At 63.1% G+C, this 18183-nt stretch carries 13 protein-coding genes and 2 pseudogenes; 12 read left to right on the plus strand and 3 right to left on the minus strand.

Annotation, left to right across the window (positions count from 1 at the left end; all coding sequences use genetic code 11):
* Positions 1-47: 47 nt before the first annotated feature.
* From HV770_RS35225 to HV770_RS35275, 11 genes are all read left to right on the plus strand, one after another.
* Entirely contained in the window at positions 48-965 is a 918-nt protein-coding gene (locus tag HV770_RS35225; protein WP_246291511.1) for a carbohydrate ABC transporter permease, read from the plus strand.
* A gap of 3 nt (positions 966-968) precedes the next feature.
* Positions 969-1799, plus strand: a complete 831-nt coding sequence (locus HV770_RS35230; protein WP_175166064.1) for a carbohydrate ABC transporter permease — start codon at positions 969-971, stop codon at positions 1797-1799.
* A 70-nt stretch (positions 1800-1869) separates the two neighbouring features.
* The gene (locus HV770_RS35235; RefSeq protein ID WP_175166065.1) at positions 1870-3000 is read left to right on the plus strand and encodes an ABC transporter ATP-binding protein; all 1131 of its coding nucleotides are present in this window, start codon (positions 1870-1872) and stop codon (positions 2998-3000) included.
* 266 nt (positions 3001-3266) lie between these two features.
* On the plus strand, positions 3267-5672 hold the full coding sequence (locus tag HV770_RS35240) for a glycoside hydrolase family 3 N-terminal domain-containing protein (RefSeq protein WP_175166066.1): 2406 nt from the start codon (positions 3267-3269) through the stop codon (positions 5670-5672).
* Positions 5673-5757: 85 nt separating this feature from the next.
* A complete protein-coding gene (gene xylB / locus HV770_RS35245) occupies positions 5758-6525 on the plus strand; it encodes a D-xylose 1-dehydrogenase (protein WP_175166067.1) in 768 nt (255 codons plus the stop codon).
* Positions 6522-7406: an SMP-30/gluconolactonase/LRE family protein gene (locus HV770_RS35250; RefSeq protein WP_175166068.1), complete on the plus strand. Its 885-nt coding sequence runs from the start codon at positions 6522-6524 to the stop codon at positions 7404-7406. The genes xylB and HV770_RS35250 overlap by 4 nt, the downstream gene beginning before the upstream one ends.
* A gap of 164 nt (positions 7407-7570) precedes the next feature.
* Positions 7571-8566, plus strand: a complete 996-nt coding sequence (locus tag HV770_RS35255) for a LacI family DNA-binding transcriptional regulator (RefSeq protein ID WP_175166069.1) — start codon at positions 7571-7573, stop codon at positions 8564-8566.
* Between the two features lie 202 nt (positions 8567-8768).
* Complete coding sequence (locus HV770_RS35260) at positions 8769-10172, plus strand: MFS transporter (RefSeq protein ID WP_175166070.1); 1404 nt, start codon at positions 8769-8771, stop codon at positions 10170-10172.
* Between the two features lie 27 nt (positions 10173-10199).
* Positions 10200-11984 (plus strand): IlvD/Edd family dehydratase, encoded by a 1785-nt coding sequence (locus HV770_RS35265; RefSeq protein ID WP_175166071.1) that lies wholly within the window; start codon positions 10200-10202, stop codon positions 11982-11984.
* A gap of 77 nt (positions 11985-12061) precedes the next feature.
* Entirely contained in the window at positions 12062-13249 is a 1188-nt protein-coding gene (locus HV770_RS35270; protein ID WP_175166072.1) for a fumarylacetoacetate hydrolase family protein, read from the plus strand.
* A gap of 134 nt (positions 13250-13383) precedes the next feature.
* On the plus strand, positions 13384-14826 hold the full coding sequence (locus tag HV770_RS35275) for an aldehyde dehydrogenase family protein (protein WP_175166073.1): 1443 nt from the start codon (positions 13384-13386) through the stop codon (positions 14824-14826).
* 247 nt (positions 14827-15073) lie between these two features.
* Here HV770_RS35275 and HV770_RS35280 read toward each other — a convergent pair whose 3' ends face one another.
* Positions 15074-15343, minus strand: a complete 270-nt coding sequence (locus HV770_RS35280; RefSeq protein ID WP_175166074.1) for a DUF4148 domain-containing protein — start codon at positions 15341-15343, stop codon at positions 15074-15076.
* A 406-nt stretch (positions 15344-15749) separates the two neighbouring features.
* Here HV770_RS35280 and HV770_RS35285 point away from each other — a divergent pair, with 406 nt between their 5' ends.
* Positions 15750-16850 (plus strand): NAD(P)H-dependent flavin oxidoreductase, encoded by a 1101-nt coding sequence (locus HV770_RS35285; RefSeq protein WP_175166075.1) that lies wholly within the window; start codon positions 15750-15752, stop codon positions 16848-16850.
* A 142-nt stretch (positions 16851-16992) separates the two neighbouring features.
* On the opposite strand, the pseudogene HV770_RS35290 reads toward HV770_RS35285, so the two are convergent.
* Positions 16993-17227, minus strand: a pseudogene (locus HV770_RS35290) (tautomerase family protein).
* A gap of 60 nt (positions 17228-17287) precedes the next feature.
* Positions 17288-17851: pseudogene (locus HV770_RS35295) on the minus strand (SDR family NAD(P)-dependent oxidoreductase).
* Positions 17852-18183: the final 332 nt, after the last annotated feature.

Consider the following 18183-nt stretch of genomic DNA (forward strand, 5'->3'; position numbering starts at 1 on the left):
AGGGAAGTCCGGTCGGCACCGTAAGGCGCCGACCGGCATACAAGCTCGTGAATATCGCACTTTCCGCTACACCCGAACGCCGGCTGCGAATTTCATCGCAAACGCTCGTCACGACCGTGTTTCTTGCGCCGACGCTGCTGCTGCTGGCCGTATTCCTGCTCTATCCGCTCGTCTCCAGTCTGCGGCTGTCGCTGGTCGACTGGAATGGCCTCGGTAACACTGCCCGCTTCATCGGGCTCGCGAACTGGGGGCGCCTCGCCCACGACGCGGTGTTCTGGCAATCGCTCAGGAACAACGCGATTCTTGCGCTCGCGTCGATCGTGATCCAGCTTCCGATCGCGCTCGTGCTCGCCGTGCTGCTGGAAAAGGCCGGCCGTGGCTCCCGCGTGCTCAAGGTGCTCTATTTCCTGCCGCTGCTCATGTCGAGCGTGGCGATCGGCGTGCTGTTCAAGCAGATCTACGATCCGAATTTCGGCCCGCTCAACGTCGCGCTGCAGGCATTCGGGCTTGATGGCCTCGCGAAGGACTGGCTGGGCGACCCGCATTTTTCGCTGGGTGCGACCATCGCCGTGATCATCTGGCAGAACGCGCCTTTCTACATGATTCTGTTCCTCGCCGGTCTCTCGTCGATGCCGGCCGAGGTCAACGAGGCTGCCCTCCTCGACGGTGCTTCCGAGTGGACCATCTTCTGGCGCATCAAGCTTCCGCACCTGCAAGGCACGCTGCGCACGGCCGTGCTGCTGTCCGTGCTCGGCTCGCTGCGTTACTTCGATCTCGTCTTCGTCATGACCGGTGGCGGCCCCGAAGGCTCGTCCGAGTTGATGGCCACCTACATGTATCGCACGGTGTTTAGTTCGTTCCAACTCGGGTACGGCAGCACCATCGGCTCGGCGATGTTCCTTATCGTCATCACGGTGGCGGCGGTGTCGATGTACTTCACCCGCCGTTTTGCAACCGAGGTCTGAACCATGAACAGGAAACTACGCTTCCCACGCGTCGGGATTCCCCTGCTGGCATTGATCTGGCTGGGTGTCACGACGATCCCGTTTATCTTCATGGTCGTGTCCAGCTTCAAGAGCCAGGAAGAGACCTTCACGACGTCCGTGTGGGCGCCGCCAGGCCACCTGTATTGGGGCAATTACGCGGCTGTGCTGAAGGGGCCGTTCTTCACGTATTTCCGTAACAGTGTGTTCACGGTGGGCGTGTCGGTGCTGCTGATCGTCATCATCAGTGCGATGGCAGCCTACGTGTTTGCGCGCATGCGCTTCGCGCTGAACAAGCTGCTTTTCGGTCTCGTGATCGCCGGCATGATCGTGCCGCTGCATGCAACGCTCGTGCCGATCTATCTGCTCACGCGCAATCTCGGTCTTTACGATACCGCGTTCGCGCTACTGGGCCCTTATGTGGCCCTCAGTCTGCCGGTGTCGATCTTCATCCTGACCGAGTTCATGCGCCAGATTCCGCGCGAGCTCGAAGAAGCCGCACAGCTCGACGGCTGCGGTCCGTTCACCATCTTCTGGCGTATTTTCTTCCCGCTTTCGGGACCGGGGCTCGCCACTGTGGCGATCTTCAACGGCATTGGCCTCTGGAATGAGTTCATCTTCGCGTACATGCTCACGTCGACGTCCGAGCACCGTACGCTGCCGCTCGCGATCTGGGACTTCATGGGGCAATACGCGTCGAATATTCCTTCGATGCTGGCTGTCCTCGTGCTCACGTCGTTGCCGCTGATTGTTGCTTACGCGTTCGGTCAGGAGCGCGTGATCAAGGGGATGATGGCCGGCTCGCTCAAGGGCTGATCCGTATCGCATACCGCCTCCAATCGTGCGGGCTGAAGTGGCCCGCACACCGAACTTTGCATAAAACGATATGGCAAGCATTTCCCTCACCAACGTACAGAAGTCCTACGCGAGCGGCAACGCGGTGATCCGCGACGCCAACCTCGAAGTCGGCAACAACGAATTCTGCGTGTTCCTCGGACCGTCGGGCTGCGGCAAGTCCACGCTGCTGCGCATGATCGCCGGTCTCGAATCGATCACCGACGGCGAGCTGCGCATCGACGGCAAGCTGATGAACAACGTGTCGCCGGCGGAGCGCCGTGTCGCCATGGTGTTCCAGAACTACGCGTTGTATCCGCACATGAGCGTCTACGAAAACATGGCGTTCGGGCTGCGTCAGGCGAAGATCGACAAGGCGACGATCGACAGCAAGGTGCGTAGCACGGCTGCCACCCTGCAGCTCGATGCGCTGCTGGAACGCAAGCCTGCTGCATTGTCCGGTGGACAGCGGCAGCGCGTGGCGATTGGCCGCGCGATCGTGCGCGAGCCGGGCGTGTTCCTGTTCGACGAGCCGCTGTCGAATCTCGACGCAGCGCTGCGCGTGCAGACCCGTATCGAGATCGCGCGTCTGCATCGCGAATTCCGCCGGGCGAGCGCGGTTTACGTCACGCATGACCAGATCGAAGCCATGGCATTGGCCGACAAGATCGTGCTGTTGCAAGCCGGCGCCGAACTGGAAAAGCACGGCAGCGTTGCGCAGATCGGCGCGCCGCTGGACCTGTATCACCGACCCAAGAGCCGCTTCGTCGCGGGTTTCATCGGCTCGCCGAAGATGAACTTCCTCCCCGGTGTCGTGCAGACAATCGACGCCAAGGGTATCGAGGTCGAACTGACGAGTGGTGAGCGCGTGCGAACGCAGGTCGACGGCCGCAAACTGCAATTGGGCAACCATGTCACGCTGGGCATCCGCCCCGAGCACCTGAGTCTGCCCAACGGCCAGGCCGGCGCGCAGACGATTCGCTGCGCGGTGCGTCTCGTCGAGCGGATGGGTGAGCACAGCTACGTTCATATCGACGGCGGTAGCCGTGACGGCAACGCCCTGATCGCCAAATTGCCCGGTGACGGCGGCGTGTCGCACGATGAGCGCATAGAACTGGCGCTGGCACCCGAGGCATGCCACGTGTTCGACGAACAGGACTTCGCGCTGCCCCGTCTGCACTGAACTTTGCGTCGCCTTCAAGGACGCGATCGAATGATCTGCGGCCTTGAAGGCGACGCAACACGGCCTCGTCACGATTTCGAATTGAGAGAGATTTTCGCGCCTTTTATTGTTTGGTCAATTTAAAGGACTGCGAAGTTCCGCGAGAAGTGTGAAGTACAGCGGGCGAGGTTTCCGATGAAGCGACGCCGTCCCGTGCGAGTGATGAAAAACGGATTTGTCGGCGCCTTGCGCGCTCTGCACATAAAAAATATTTAAAGGAGTTCTTGATGTTGCTTCGCCAAAGTGATGTTCCGCTTTACCGCAACCCCGAGGCTGCCGTCGAGGAGCGCGTTGCCGATTTGCTGGCGCGCATGACCCTGGACGAGAAAATTGCCCAGCTTCACGCCGCCTGGCTGAAGCTGTCGTCCGATGGCAATCACGAAGCGCGTACGGTGGATTTCGCGCATGGCGACGCGGCCATTACGGTGGAAACGATCCTTCGGCACGGCCTCGGTCAGATCACACGCCCGCTCGGCACGCATACCGTCGATCCGAAGGAAGGCGTGCGCGCGCTCAACGCGTTGCAGCGGCAGATGGTGGAGGACACGCGTCTAGGCATCCCGGTGATGTCCCACGAGGAATGTCTGGTCGGCCTGATGATCAAGGACGCTACGTTGTTCCCGTCGCCGTTGAACTATGCGGCGACGTGGAACCCGCGTCTGGTTGGGCAGGTGGGCGAAATCATCGGCGAGCAGGCGCGCTCGATCGGCTGTCATCAGGGGCTCGCGCCGGTGCTGGACGTGTCGCGCGATCCGCGCTGGGGCCGCACCGAGGAAACGCTCGGCGAAGACCCGTATCTGGTCGGCGTACTCGCGTGTCATTATGTGAAGGGGGTGCAAGGCGAACGCCGCGATCTGCTCGCGACACTCAAGCATTTCGTCGGGCATTCGGCGAGCGAAGGCGGCCGTAATCACGCGCCCGTGCATGTCGGCCCGCGCGAACTCAATGACGTGTTCATGCTGCCGTTCGAGATGGCGGTCAAGCTCGCGGATGCGGGCTCGATCATGCCCGCGTATCACGACATCGACGGCGTGCCGTGTCACGCGGACCGCACGTTGCTGCAGGACACGTTGCGCGACAAGTGGGGCTTCGACGGCCTCGTCGTCGCGGACTATGCGGCGGTCGATCTGCTCTACAGTCACCATGCAGTCGCACGCGACAGCGCGGCGGCCGCCGCGCTCGCGTTCAACGCGGGGCTCGACGTCGAGTTGCCCGGCCACGAGTGCGCACTGCATCTGAAGGAAGCGCTGGCGCGCGGCGAGATCAGCGAGGCGACGATCGATACTGCCGTTTCGCGTGTGCTGCGCACGAAGTTCCGTCTCGGCCTGTTCGAAAATCCGTATGCGGATCCGGACAGCGTGGATGTGAAAAGCGAATCGGCCGGCGACACGGCATACCAGGTGGCGCTCGAATCGGCGGTGCTCCTGCGCAACGAAGGCGCTGTGTTGCCGCTGGACGCGAAAGGCGTGGCGAAGGTCGCGGTGATCGGCCCGACCGCCGACGATCCGTTGGCGCTGCTGGCCGGTTACAGTTTCCCGGTGCACCTGATCAACTCCGGCGAGCAGTCGGTCGCGTCGATCAGCACGCCGCTGAAGGCGCTGCGTGCACTGCTCGGCGACGAGCGGGTGATTCACGCACGCGGCTGCGACATCATCGCGGAGCGTCGTGCAGGTGCGCCGGTGTTCCCCGGCGACGTGTCGCTGGACACGATGCCCGACGCGAATCGCGACGAGCTGATCAGCCAGGACACCGGACGCATCGCCGCGGCAGTCGAAGCGGCGCGGCAGGCGGCTGTCGCGATCGTGTTCGTCGGCGATCTGGCCGGGCTGTTCCAGTCCGGTACGGTGGGCGAAGGCTCTGACACGGACAGCCTCGATCTGCCGGGCGTGCAGCAGGCATTGCTGGCGGCTGTGGTCGAGAGCGGCACGCCGACGGTCGTCGTCATGACGGGCGGCCGTCCGTACAATCTCGGCGGTCTCGAAGACCGGATCGCCGCGCAGATCATGGCCTTCGCGCCGGGCGAGCGCGGCGCCGAAGCGCTCGCCGATCTGCTGGTGGGCCGCACGAATTTCACGGGCCGCCTGCCGTTGTCCGTGCCGAAGAGCGCCGGTGCTGTGCCGTACACGTACAACCATCGGCTCAAGAGCGCCGGTACGCCGGTCGCCTATCATTTCGGTTGCCGCTACCCGTTCGGCTTCGGACTCAGCTACACGCAGTTCCGTTATGGCAATCTTGCGGTTGCGCAACGCGAAGTGCCGATCGGCGACGGCACGGTCGAACTCACCTTCACGGTCGAGAACACCGGTTCGAGCGAAGGCACCGAAGTCGTGCAGATTTATGTGCGCGACCGGCTGGCGTCGTCGGCGCGGCCGGTGCGCGAATTGAAGGCGTTTGGCCGTGTGCCGCTGGCCGCAGGCGCCTCGGCCCATGTTCGCGTGCGCCTTCCCGTCGACATGCTGAACTTCACCGATGGGCGCGGAGAGCGTATCGTCGAGCCGGGCGACTTCGACCTGATGGTCGGAAGCTCGAGCCGCGATATTCTGCTGAGCGACACGGTGACGGTCGCGGGCAACGCGGTGCGAACGCTCGAACGCGACTGGCGCATGGTGAGCGAGGTCGAGGTCCTGGCTTAACCGGCGGCGTGTCGAAGATGCGTCCGGCCGGGGGCGGCGGGACGCCATGTATTCGTTGTCATACTCGGAACAAGTGGAATATCAGATGTCGTACGCAATCTATCCCAGTCTCTCAGGCAAGACGGTTGTCATCACCGGTGGCGGCAGCGGCATCGGCGCCGCGATGGTCGAAGCATTCGCACAGCAGGGCGCGCGCGTGTTCTTCCTCGACGTCGCGGAGGGCGACTCGCTCGCGTTGCAGGAATCGCTGCGCGGCGCGCCCCATCCGCCGCTGTTCCGACGCTGCGATCTGCGCAGCGTCGACGCGATCCAGAGCACCTTCGCCGAGATTATGGAACTCGCCGGGCCGATCGAGGTACTCGTCAACAATGCGGGCAATGACGATCGGCATGAAATCGAGGCCGTCACGTCGACCTATTGGGACGAGCGCATGGCCGTGAACCTGCGGCACCAGTTCTTCTGCGCGCAGGCCGCGGCGGCCGGCATGCGCAAGATCGGCCGGGGCGTGATCCTGAATCTGGGCTCGGTCTCCTGGCACCTCGCGTTGCCGAATCTCGCGATCTATATGAGCGCGAAGGCGGCGATCGAAGGGCTGACGCGCGGCCTCGCGCGCGATCTCGGCGATGTCGGCATCCGGGTGAACTGCATCATCCCCGGCGCGGTTCGCACGCCCCGTCAGATGCAGCTTTGGCAGTCGCCCGAGAGCGAGGCGAAGGTCGTCGCGAGCCAATGCCTGCGCTTGCGCATCGAGCCCGAGCACGTCGCGCGCATGGCCCTGTTCCTTGCGTCCGACGACGCATCGCGCTGCTCCGGTCGCGATTATTTCGTCGATGCAGGGTGGTACGGAGAATGAAAGTCCGTCTCCCTGAGTGCGTGTGGCCGGTCAATGCCGAACTCGGCGAAGGTCCGCTGTGGCAGGCTGCGGAAAACGCGGTCTATTTCGTCGATATCAAGGGCCGCCATATCCATCGTCTGATGGTCGACACCGGAGCAACGCAGACGTGGCGGGCGCCGAACCAGCCGGGTTTCATCGTACCGCTCGCTGATCAGACGTTTGTCTGCGGGCTGCCGGACGGCCTCTATCGTTTCGATGCGGGCAGCGGAGAATTCAGCAAGCTCAAGGACGTCGAACCACATTTGCCGGACAACCGTCTGAACGACGGCTTCGTCGACGCCAGCGGCCACCTGTGGTTCGGCTCGATGGACGACGGTGAAGAACAGCCGAGCGGCACGCTGTACCGCGTCAGCGATGCCGGCGAAGTGGCCGCTCAGGACGACGACTACGTGATCACCAACGGCCCGGCCATGAGCCCGGACGGCCGCACGCTCTATCACAACGACACCATGCGGCGCGTGGTATATGCGTTCGATGTGAACGAAGACGGGACGTTGTCGGGCAAACGCATCTTCGCCGCGATTTCCGGCGACGGCCACCCCGATGGCATGGCGGTCGATGCCGACGGCTTCGTGTGGGTAGCGCTTTTTGGCGGCTGGCGTATCGAGCGTTTCTCGCCCGACGGCAAGCTGGTCGAGCAGGTGCCGTTTCCGTGCGCCAACGTGACGAAACTCGCTTTCGGCGGCGACGATTTGCAGACTGTCTACGCATCGACCGCGTGGAAGGGACTGTCGCCCGGAGAACGTGAGCGGCAACCGTTGGCCGGCGGCCTGTTTTCGTTTCGCGCGCCGGTGCCCGGCCAGCCTCAGGCGCGCTGCACACGAGGCTTTTCGCAATAGACCAGAAAGCGCAACGCGCTTGAGGCCGGCATCTGACGCTATGCACGGGCGGCGGTGAAACCTCGCCCTGTGCCGGGTGCCGCCAGGTATCATGTGCGTTCCGCAACTTCCGCGCACTTGCAGTGATCCCTACCATGACGTCCAGGCCGCCTGTCCCGCCCCGCATGTCCGATGTTGCCGAACGCGCCGGCGTGTCGAAGATGACCGTGTCGCGCGTGCTGTCCGGACGCAGCGTGTCGCAGGCGACCCGCGAGAAGGTGCAGAAGGTCATCGACGAACTGGGGTACGTGGCCGATGCAGCCGCCGGTGCATTGTCGTCGGGGCGTTCGGAGTTCGTCGCGGTGCTGGTGCCGTCGCTGTCCAGCTCCAACTTCTCCGACACGGTGCGCGGCCTTACTGCCGCGTTTAGTCCGCATGGTCTGCAATTGTTGCTCGGCGACACCGACTACCGTCTCGAGCAGGAAGAGCTGCTCGTGCGCTCGATGCTGCGCCACCAGCCGCGCTGCGTCGCGTTGACGGGCAGCCGGCACACCGAAGCGACCCGCACGCTGTTGCGGCGCGCGGGTATCCCGGTCGTCGAAATGTGGGACCTGCCGGCCGACCCGATTGACACCGCAGTGGGCTTTTCGAATGCCACGGCGGCGCGCGCGATGGTTCGCCATCTGCATGAGTGCGGCTATCGACGGATCGGTTTTATCGCCGGGGCGAGCGAGCGCGATCGCCGCGGTCTCGACCGGATGCGCGGCTATGTCGCTGAAATTAAGGCGCTCGGGCTCGGCGAGCCGCGCGTGATCCGCCTTGGCGAATCGCCGATCACGATGAGTCACGGCGCGCCGGCCATCGGCGCGCTGCTCGAAGCGTGGCCCGATACCGACGCCGTGATGTGCGTGAGCGACATGTCGGCGTTCGGCGCCATCATGGAGTGCCACCGGCGCGGGTTGTCGGTGCCTCGCGACATCGCGATTGCCGGTTTCGGCAACTTCGAGGTGTCGTGGTGTTGTCAGCCGACGATCACGACGGTGTCGGTCGATGCCTACGGAATCGGCTTGCGAGCCGGCGAGACTTTACTCGCGGCATTGGCGGCGCGCGAGGCGGGTCAGACGTCGCGCACGAAAGCGGTCAAGATCGACTTTGAGGTGATTGCTCGGGACAGTGCCTGAGCCAGCCGCGCCTGACACTCCGAGCCGTATTTAACGCAGAAGGTCAGGGATATCCCTTGGTTGTTCAGATGATGAGCCACGCGTAACATCCGGATTCAGAAATGTTACCGGTAACTTAAATCGGGGGCGATACAGTAGCCTGCATGGCACGCGGCCGTGGCGCCCGAACATTTCCTGGAAAAATACGCTGATGGAGATATGAATGACCACTGTGCCGTCCGCCATCGCCGCGACATCCGCGGGGAGCAGCGAGTTTGAAGAAAAGACCTACCGCAAGGTCGTGCGCCGCCTGTTGCCGGTGCTGTTGCTGTGTTACGTCGTGGCTTATCTGGATCGGGTGAACGTCGGCTTCGCGAAGCTGCAGATGCTCGATGACCTCGGTTTGTCCGACACCATGTACGCGATCGGCGCCAGCGTTTTCTTCTGGGGCTACTTCATCTTCGAAATTCCAAGCAACGTGTTCCTGCATCGCTACGGTGCACGCTTCTGGATCGCGCGGATCATGTTCACGTGGGGTCTCGTGTCGATGGCGCTTGCGTTCGTCGAGCCGCTCGCGCGCCTCGCGCATGTCGAAACCGCGACGATGTTCTACACGCTGCGTTTCCTGCTCGGGATCTGCGAGGCCGGTTTCTTCCCCGGCGTCATTCTTTATCTGAATTACTGGTTCCCGGCGCATCGGCAGAGCCGCGTCATGTCGGGTTTCCTGATCGCGATGCCGGTCAGCCTGATGCTGGGCGGCGTGGTGTCCGGCTGGTTGATGGACCACACCGCGGGCCTGTTCGGCTACCAGGGCTGGCAATGGATGCTGCTGATCGAAGGCGTGCCGTCGCTGTTGACCGCATTCGTCGTGTACTTCTCGCTCGATGACGGCATCGAGCGCGCACGCTGGCTCACGCCGCAAGAAAAGAGCCTGCTCGCGGCGAATCTGCAGCGCGAGAGCACGCACAAGACGGCGCGCTTCGGATCGGCGGTGCGCGATCCGCGCGTGTGGCTGCTGGTGGCGATTCTGCTGACCTTTAACACGGGCTTCTACGGCCTCGCGTTCTGGCTGCCGTCGATCATCAAGGCGACCGGTGTGCAGGACCCCTTGCATATCGGCCTGCTGACGGCTATTCCTTATGGTGTGGCGATCATCGCGACGCTCGCCAACGCGGCCCATTCGAAGAAAACCGGTGAACGGCGCATGCACGCGGCGATCCCGGCCCTGATCGGGGGTGTCGGGCTGATTCTGAGCGCGGCGTTTGCGCATCACATCGTATTGGCGATCACGTTCCTTACGATCGCCACCGCCGGGATTCTCGCGTTGATGCCGATCTACTGGACGTTCCCCGGCCAGTTGTTGTCGGGTGCGGCAGCGGCGGCGGGTATTGCGATGATCAACGCGATCGGCAACCTGTCAGGCTTCACGGGCTCGATGATCACGGCCGTCGCCAAGAACCTGACCGGCGATATCAACAATGGTACGTATGCGCTGGGCGCGTGTCTGCTGGTCAGCTGTGTTCTGATCCTGCTCGTGCCGCGCAGCATGCTTACACGGGCGGCGCCCGCTGGAGACGGCAAAGCCGCCTCTCAGGCGGACGTGCCGGGCAGCACGCAAGCGGTTTAACTTCCTCAAGACAGAGAGACAAGCAACATGTCAGCATCCACACCGCGCCGGCTGAGAAGCCAGGAATGGTTCGACGACCCATCGCACGCGGATATGACGGCGCTCTACGTCGAGCGCTTCATGAACTACGGCCTGACGCGCGAAGAACTCCAGTCTGGCCGGCCGATCATCGGCATCGCGCAGACGGGCAGCGACCTCGCGCCGTGTAACCGGCATCACATCGAACTCGCGGCGCGCACGAAAGCAGGCATCCGCGACGCGGGCGGCATTCCGATGGAGTTTCCGGTTCATCCGCTCGCCGAACAGAGCCGCCGGCCGACCGCCGCGCTCGACCGCAATCTCGCGTATCTCGGCCTGGTCGAAATCCTGCACGGCTTTCCGCTCGACGGCGTCGTGCTGACCACTGGCTGCGACAAGACCACGCCCGCCTGCCTGATGGCGGCGGCCACCGTCGACATGCCCGCGATCGTGCTGTCGGGCGGCCCGATGCTCGATGGCTGGCACGAAGGCAAGCGCGTCGGCTCGGGCACCGTGATCTGGCATGCGCGCAATCTGCTCGCCACGGGCGAAATCGACTACGAAGGTTTCATGCAGCTGACGACCGCGTCGTCGCCGTCGATCGGACACTGCAACACGATGGGCACCGCGTTGTCGATGAACAGCCTCGCCGAGGCGCTCGGCATGTCCTTGCCCGGTTGCGCCAGCATTCCGGCGGCGTATCGCGAACGCGGCCAGATGGCGTACGCGACCGGCAAGCGCATCGTCGACCTCGTGCGTGAAGACGTCCGTCCGTCGCACATCATGACGAAAGCAGCGTTCGAAAACGCGATCGTGGTGGCGTCGGCGCTGGGTGCGTCGAGCAACTGTCCGCCACACCTGATCGCGATTGCGCGGCACATCGGTGTCGAACTGAGTCTCGACGACTGGCAGCGCGTAGGCGAGCAGGTGCCGCTGATCGTGAACTGCATGCCGGCGGGCGAGTATCTCGGCGAGAGCTTCCATCGCGCGGGCGGCGTGCCCGCCGTGTTCCACGAGCTTGCCAAGGCGAACCTCGTCCACGGCGACTGCCTGACCGTAGCGGGCCGCACCATTGGCGAGATCGCGGCGGGTGCGCAGACGGGGGATCGCGACGTCATCAAGACGACTGAAGAACCGCTCAAGCATGGCGCAGGGTTCATCGTGCTGTCGGGCAACTTCTTCGACAGCGCGATCATGAAGATGTCGGTGGTCGGCGAGGCTTTCCAGAAGACCTATTTGAGCGAGCCCGGCAAGGAGAACACGTTCGAAGCGCGAGCAATCGTGTTCGACGGACCTGAGGACTATCACGCGCGCATCAACGACCCGTCGCTCGAAATCGACCAGCACTGTATTCTCGTGATTCGCGGTGCCGGGACCGTGGGCTATCCGGGCAGCGCCGAAGTAGTGAACATGGCGCCGCCGGCGGAACTCGTGCGTCAGGGCATCACGTCGCTGCCGACGCTCGGCGACGGCCGGCAAAGCGGTACCTCCGCGAGCCCGTCGATTCTCAACATGTCGCCTGAGGCGGCAGTCGGCGGCGGACTCTCGCTGCTGCGCACGAACGATCGCATCCGCGTAGATCTGAATTCGCGCAGCGTCAACGTGCTGGTCGACGAGGACGAGCTCGCGCGGCGCCGTGAAACAGCGACGTTTTCGATTCCGCCCGCGCAGACGCCGTGGCAGGAGCTGTATCGCCAGACGGTGGGCCAGCTCTCGACCGGCGGCTGTCTCGAACCCGCGACGCTGTATCTGAAGGTGATTGCCGAGCGTGGCAATCCGCGGCATTCGCACTGAAATGCAGGTTGCAGGGCCGGGCCTGGATTCGAGCCCGGCTCTCTTCGTCTTCCAACTTTCCTGAAGAAATCCATTCCATGTCCGCAACTTCTCAATCCAGTTTCCTTCCGGACGACCTCGATCAGGCGCTGCTCGTGGGTCGCGTGTGGCGCAAGACCGACCAGCACGAAGGTCCGTGCGTGGTCGTTGTGCGCGGCGGCGAAGTGTTCGACATCACCGCCACCGTGCCGACCACGGCCGATCTGTTCGACCGCGAAAACGCCGCGCACATCGCGCGGACGGCGCCGGGCGAGTCGCTTGGCGGCGCGGCGCAACTGATCGCGGCGAACCTGCCGGGCGCGCACGCGCCGGCCGTGCACCTGCTCGCGCCGTGCGACGTGCAGGCCATCAAGGCGTGCGGCGTGACGTTCGCGGTCAGCCTGATCGAACGCGTGATCGAAGAGCAGGCGGGCGGCGATCCGGCGAAGGCGAAGGAGGTCCGCGAGACGATCGCGTCGACGATCGGCACCGACCTGTCGAAAATCAAACCGGGCTCGGACGCCGCGATGAAGCTGAAAGCCGAACTCGAACGGCGCGGCGCGTGGTCGCAATACATGGAAGTGGGCATTGGTCCGGATGCCGAAGTATTCTCGAAGTCGCAGCCGATGTCGGCGGTCGGCTTCGGCACGGACGTGGGGCTGCTCGCGGCTTCGACCTGGAACAACCCGGAACCCGAGATCGTGCTGGCGGTGAATAGCCGTGGCGAGATCGTCGGCGCGACGCTCGGCAACGACGTCAACCTGCGCGATATCGAGGGCCGCTCGGCACTGCTGCTCGGCAAGTGCAAGGACAACAACGGCTCATGCGCGATCGGCCCGTTCGTGCGCCTCTTCGACGAAAGCTTCTCGCTCGACTCGGTGCGCACGGCCAGCGTCGCGCTGCGCGTGGAAGGCGCCGATGACGACTTCGTGCTCGAAGGCGTGAGCCACATGAGCGAAATCAGCCGCGATCCGGCGGACCTCGTCACGCAAACGTGGGGCCGGCATCACCAGTACCCGGACGGCTTCATGCTGTTCCTCGGCACCATGTTCTCGCCGATCAAGGACCGCGACGCGGCCGGCGGCGGATTCACGCATCACCTGGGCGACCTCGTGACGATTTCGACGCCGCAATTGGGCGCGCTGACCAACACGGTCCGCCTGAGCACCGACATCGAACCGTGGACGTTCGGCGTGCGAGCGCTTTATCGGAGTCTGGCGGCGCGCGGGCTGCTCGGCGCGGCTTGAGCCGTAACGTAGAACGTATGAGGGGCTGGCGCGTCACGCGCGGCCCCGGTGCATTACCAGTCGCCTGCGCCCGGACCTGACGATCAGGTCTTTCGTGCCCAGGCTTTATTCCGTATCGACGGGAGCAAGAGAACATGAGCCAGTTTGCAAACTACATCGACGGACAGTGGGTGGACGGCGCGAGCGTGTCGCGCAACGTCAATCCGTCCAATCTCGACGACGTAATCGGTGAGTTCGCGCAGGCCGACGCCGGGCAGACGCAACGCGCGATCAGCGCCGCGCGCAAGGCGTTCGCGCAATGGTCGCTGTCCACGCCGCAGCAGCGTTTCGATCTGCTCGATCAGGCGGGCAGCACGATCCTCGCGCGCAAGGCCGAGCTGGGCCGGTTGCTCGCGCGCGAAGAGGGCAAGACGCTGCCCGAAGCGATAGGCGAAGTGGGCCGCGCGGGGCAGATCTTCAAGTTCTTCGCGGGCGAGGCGCTGCGCGTTGGCGGCGAAATCGTGCCGTCGGTGCGCCCCGGTATGACGGTGGAAGTGACCCGTGAGCCGCTTGGCGTGATCGGCCTCATTACGCCGTGGAATTTCCCCATCGCGATTCCGGCCTGGAAGATCGCGCCGGCGCTGGCGTATGGCAACACCGTCGTCGTCAAGCCGGCGGACCTCGTTCCGGGCAGCACCTGGGAGCTCGTGAAGATCATCGCCGAGGCGGGTGCGCCGGCGGGTGTCATCAACCTCGTCATGGGACGCGGCTCGGTGGTGGGCGAAGCGCTGGTTTCTTCACCGGATGTCGATGCCTTGAGCTTCACCGGTTCTGTCGCGACGGGCCGTGCCATCGGTGCGAAATGCTTTGCGTCGGGCAAGAAATTCCAGCTTGAAATGGGTGGGAAGAACCCGATGGTGGTGCTCGATGATGCAGACCTCAACGTTGCGATCGAAGCGTGCATCAACGGTGCGTTCTACTCGACGGGCCAACGCTGCACTGCGTCGAGCCGCTTCATCGTGACCGAAGGTATTTACGACCGGTTCATCGACGGCATGAAAGCGCGCATGCAGGCCCTAAAGGTGGGCGACGCGTTGGCCGACGGCACGCACATCGGTCCCGTCGTCGACGACAAGCAGTTGCAGCAGGACGAGCGCTATATCGCCGTCGCACGCGAAGAAGGCGGCACCGTCTTCGGCGGTGAGCGGGTCGAGTGCGACACGCGCGGTTACTTCCTCGCACCAGCGCTCGTCACCGACACGACGCCGGCCATGCGCATCAACCGGGAAGAAGTGTTCGGCCCGGTGGCCTCGGTCATCAAGGTCAAGGACTACGACGAGGCGCTCAAGGTCGCCAACGACACGGAATTCGGCCTTTCCGCGGGCATCTGCACGACCTCGCTGAAGTACGCGAGCCACTTCCGTCGTCATATGCAGGCGGGCATGGTGATGGTGAACACGGCGACTGCGGGTGTGGACTATCACGTGCCGTTCGGCGGGCGCAAGGGGTCGAGCTACGGTCCGCGTGAGCAGGGCAGTTACGCCCGCGAGTTCTATACGACGGTCAAGACCGCGTATGTGAGTCCGGGTGCCGTTTGACGTTCATCGGCGGCGCCGTTTGCGGATGAATGCGCGTGGTGGTCTGACTTGCCGTCGTCGAGAACGGGAGCGCACAGGGCAATGTGCATAGCCACCGAAGGCGAGGAGACGCCGCCGGCAATCCGGAGGCGGAGGTTCTGAAACGAAACTGGCCCGCGAGAGCGGGCCAGTTTCGTTAGCCGCGCGAGCCGTAGCGTGAATACACGTCACGGCAAAGCGACAGCAGCTTTGCTTTCTGCCGGAAGACTTACTGGGTGACTGCCTGGCCTTGTTCCGACGAACCGCTGGCGACGCCGCCAACTGCGCTGTTCTGAGCGGCAACGCGTGCTTCAGCAGCCTGGATGTTGGCCGGATATTCGTTCGGGTTCGAGCGAGCGGGGTTGTAGCCAGCCTTTTCGATCTGAACCAGTTCCGCGCGAACTTGCGCACGGGTCAGCGGCTGGTTTGATTGAGCGAAAACGGCAACCGGAGCAGCAAGGGTAGCGGCGATAACGACGGCTTGAACGAGCGACTTCATGATAACGACCTCCAGATTTGTCTTGTTTGGACTGCAAACGCATTTGTCTGCAGCGATGAGGACAGTCTAGAAGCGGCGTGTGTTAGGGTAAATACCTAATTTACGAAATCACTGTTTCACAAATTAAAACAATGGGGTGTCGGACGGTCCCCCGAGGCTCAAGCTAGTGCAAGAAGTGCAAATATTGGGATTTTGAAGTATCGCGGCCTGCATTTACCCTACGAGCGCAGTTTCTCTATCAGAGAGTCGACAAATCTACGCACGCGCGACGACAGATGCCGCGCATGCGGATAGAGCGGTGAGCTGCTTTGTCGCGTCTTTCTGATCGTGCGCAAGGGCAGGTGCGAAGCGCGGGTGCTATACGCTATCAGGACTGTATTGTGGAAAGCCTCGATGGAGGACAGACATGAACGAGCGGACTGACAAGCGGATGTTGCTGCCATTGCTGGGCATCCAAAAACCGATCATTCAGGCTCCCATGGCCGGTGTCAGCACACCTGCGCTGGCCGCAGCCGTTTCCAATGCAGGTGGTCTCGGCTCGCTGGGCGTTGGAGCGATGAACGCCGCAGGAGCCCGCAAGGTCATCAAGGAGACGCGCGCGCTAACGGACAAGCCGTTCAATATCAACGTCTTCTGTCATCGACCGGCGCAAGCGGACGAGGCGCTCGATCGGCAATGGTTGAACTGGCTCGCGCCATATTTCGAAAAATACGGCGCAGCGCCGCCTACGTCGCTGTCGGAGATCTATAAGAGTTTCGTGGCCGACCCAGCGATGCTGGATGTCTTCCTCGAAGAGAAGCCGGCCATCGTCAGTTTCCATTTCGGTTTGCCTTCTGCCGATGTGATCGCCGAACTGAGAAGGGCCGGCATCAAACTGCTCGCGAGTGCGACGAACCTGGATGAGGCGGCGCAGGTTGCCGAAGCAGGAGTCGATGCGATCGTTGCACAAGGTATAGAGGCGGGGGGTCATCGAGGCACCTTCGAACCGGACGCAAGCGAGGACGGGTTGGGCGTGTTTGCGTTGACGAGTCTGCTGGTCAGGGAATGCCAGTTGCCGGTGATCGCTGCCGGCGGCATCATGGATGGTGCCGGGATCGCAGCGGCGCTTGCGCTCGGCGCCCAAGCCGCGCAGTTAGGCACCGCGTTTGTTGCTTGCCCGGAGACGTCGATCGACGAGGGTTATCATTGCGCGATTCTCGCGGGCGCAGCGCGCCGGACAACCTTTACCACCGCGATCTCCGGTCGCGTGGCGAGAAGCATGGTGAACCGGTTCACGACACTCGGCAGCGACGCGCGCGCTCCGAAGCCGCCCGCGTATCCGATCGCGTACGATGCCGGCAAAGCGCTGCATGCTGCGGCGAAAGCAACGGGCGAGTACGGTTACGGGGCGCAGTGGGCGGGGCAGGCGGCCGCGCTGGCCAGATCGTTGCCTGCCGGTGAGCTGGTTGCGCAGCTAGAGCGTGAATTGAAGGAAAGCATCGGGCAACTGCAGCGGTTCGCGGGCTAGCAGTTCGAGCGGGAGTGATCGATTGTGGATATACGTTGCGGCCGGGACGAGGACACACGTCGAGGATAATCAGTGATCCTTGACGTGTTCCATGACTCCAATGCGGGCTGCTGTCACTGAAGCAAATGACGCACGCCAACGTTCAATCCGGCTTCGAACTACGCTGCTTGCGATAAGCCTCGACCGGCAAGCCACCCAGCCCCGGTTCTCGGTCTCCACCTCCTGAATGACGACGAAGATCGATTCGAGCGGCTTGTTGAGTACGTCGCGGAGCAACTGATTGACCCCGCCGATGAGCGCGGCTTTTTGCCCGCTGTGACCGCAGTGTTGCCGGGCCTGGAGGCCTCACGGATCACCTGAATTGTGACGATGGGCATGTGATCCTCTGTAAATCTCGGTTGACGTGAACGGCACGGGGCGGCGGCGCCCGGGTGTGATCAGTGGCCGGCGCTCTGACCGCCATCGACGTGCAGTATTTCGCCGGTCACGAACGGTGCAGCATCAGGATACAGGGCGGCGCCTACGACATCGCGCATCTCGCCCATGTGGCCGACCGGATGCAATGCGCCGAGCGCTGCATGAGTTTCTTCCGCGTGCATCGGCGACTTGATGACGCCCGGTGAAACGGCGTTGGCGCGAATGCCTTTCTTCGCGTATTCGAGCGCGAGCGGCTTCGTGGCCGCTGCCATTCTTTTCCATCTCGGCGATGGCGAGTTGCGTGATGGAAGAAGCCCGACACGTTGATGGCGATGAAGTTCGCGTAGTCTTCCGCGGTATAGCTGTTGAACGGCTTGGCGATGAAGATGCCGACGTTGCTGAGCAGCGTGTCGACGCGGCCAAAACGGGCGACGGCTTCGGAATCACCCGCGGAGCAGTAGCCGGATCGGCGATATCGCCTGCCACGGTCAGGATGCCGGGGTCGTCCGAAGGCTTGACCGAACGTGCTGCTGCGACCACGCGATAGTCGAGTTTGCGAACGCGTTGACCAATTCGGCGCCGATGTCTTCGCGACGAGAGCACTCAACAGACGCGGCATTGCACGTCTTTTAGCGCAGCGTCGAGAGCTTCAAAAATATTTCACAAAGTGGGTTGACCGATAGGTTTTCGGTCTGCATAATTCGCCTCCCGTTAGATGACGGACGCGCAGAAAGCAGAGCTTCTGAGCGGATCGATCTTTAAAAATTAACAGCCGATAAGTGTGGGCGCTTGATGCGTGACGCGGCGGTGGGTTCTGCGGAATCTGCCGTAAAAGCGGAAGTATCAAGTCTCACACAGTAATGAAAGGAAGGTCTGGCCGTCGGAAGATGGCCGGACACTTCGTCAGTACGTTGAG

This window comes from Paraburkholderia fynbosensis (genome assembly GCF_902859935.1).
In the GTDB taxonomy this organism is placed as follows: domain Bacteria; phylum Pseudomonadota; class Gammaproteobacteria; order Burkholderiales; family Burkholderiaceae; genus Paraburkholderia; species Paraburkholderia fynbosensis.

Bases quoted from the DNA above. Each gene is read 5' to 3' on its own strand.
- HV770_RS35230 (WP_175166064.1), top strand. From the start codon at position 969: ATGAACAGGAAACTACGCTTCCCACGCGTCGGGATTCCCCTGCTGGCA.
- HV770_RS35235 (WP_175166065.1), top strand. From the start codon at position 1,870: ATGGCAAGCATTTCCCTCACCAACGTACAGAAGTCCTACGCGAGCGGC.
- HV770_RS35240 (WP_175166066.1), top strand. From the start codon at position 3,267: ATGTTGCTTCGCCAAAGTGATGTTCCGCTTTACCGCAACCCCGAGGCT.
- xylB (WP_175166067.1), top strand. From the start codon at position 5,758: ATGTCGTACGCAATCTATCCCAGTCTCTCAGGCAAGACGGTTGTCATC.
- HV770_RS35250 (WP_175166068.1), top strand. From the start codon at position 6,522: ATGAAAGTCCGTCTCCCTGAGTGCGTGTGGCCGGTCAATGCCGAACTC.
- HV770_RS35255 (WP_175166069.1), top strand. From the start codon at position 7,571: ATGTCCGATGTTGCCGAACGCGCCGGCGTGTCGAAGATGACCGTGTCG.
- HV770_RS35260 (WP_175166070.1), top strand. From the start codon at position 8,769: ATGACCACTGTGCCGTCCGCCATCGCCGCGACATCCGCGGGGAGCAGC.
- HV770_RS35265 (WP_175166071.1), top strand. From the start codon at position 10,200: ATGTCAGCATCCACACCGCGCCGGCTGAGAAGCCAGGAATGGTTCGAC.
- HV770_RS35270 (WP_175166072.1), top strand. From the start codon at position 12,062: ATGTCCGCAACTTCTCAATCCAGTTTCCTTCCGGACGACCTCGATCAG.
- HV770_RS35275 (WP_175166073.1), top strand. From the start codon at position 13,384: ATGAGCCAGTTTGCAAACTACATCGACGGACAGTGGGTGGACGGCGCG.
- HV770_RS35280 (WP_175166074.1), bottom strand. From the start codon at position 15,343: ATGAAGTCGCTCGTTCAAGCCGTCGTTATCGCCGCTACCCTTGCTGCT.
- HV770_RS35285 (WP_175166075.1), top strand. From the start codon at position 15,750: ATGAACGAGCGGACTGACAAGCGGATGTTGCTGCCATTGCTGGGCATC.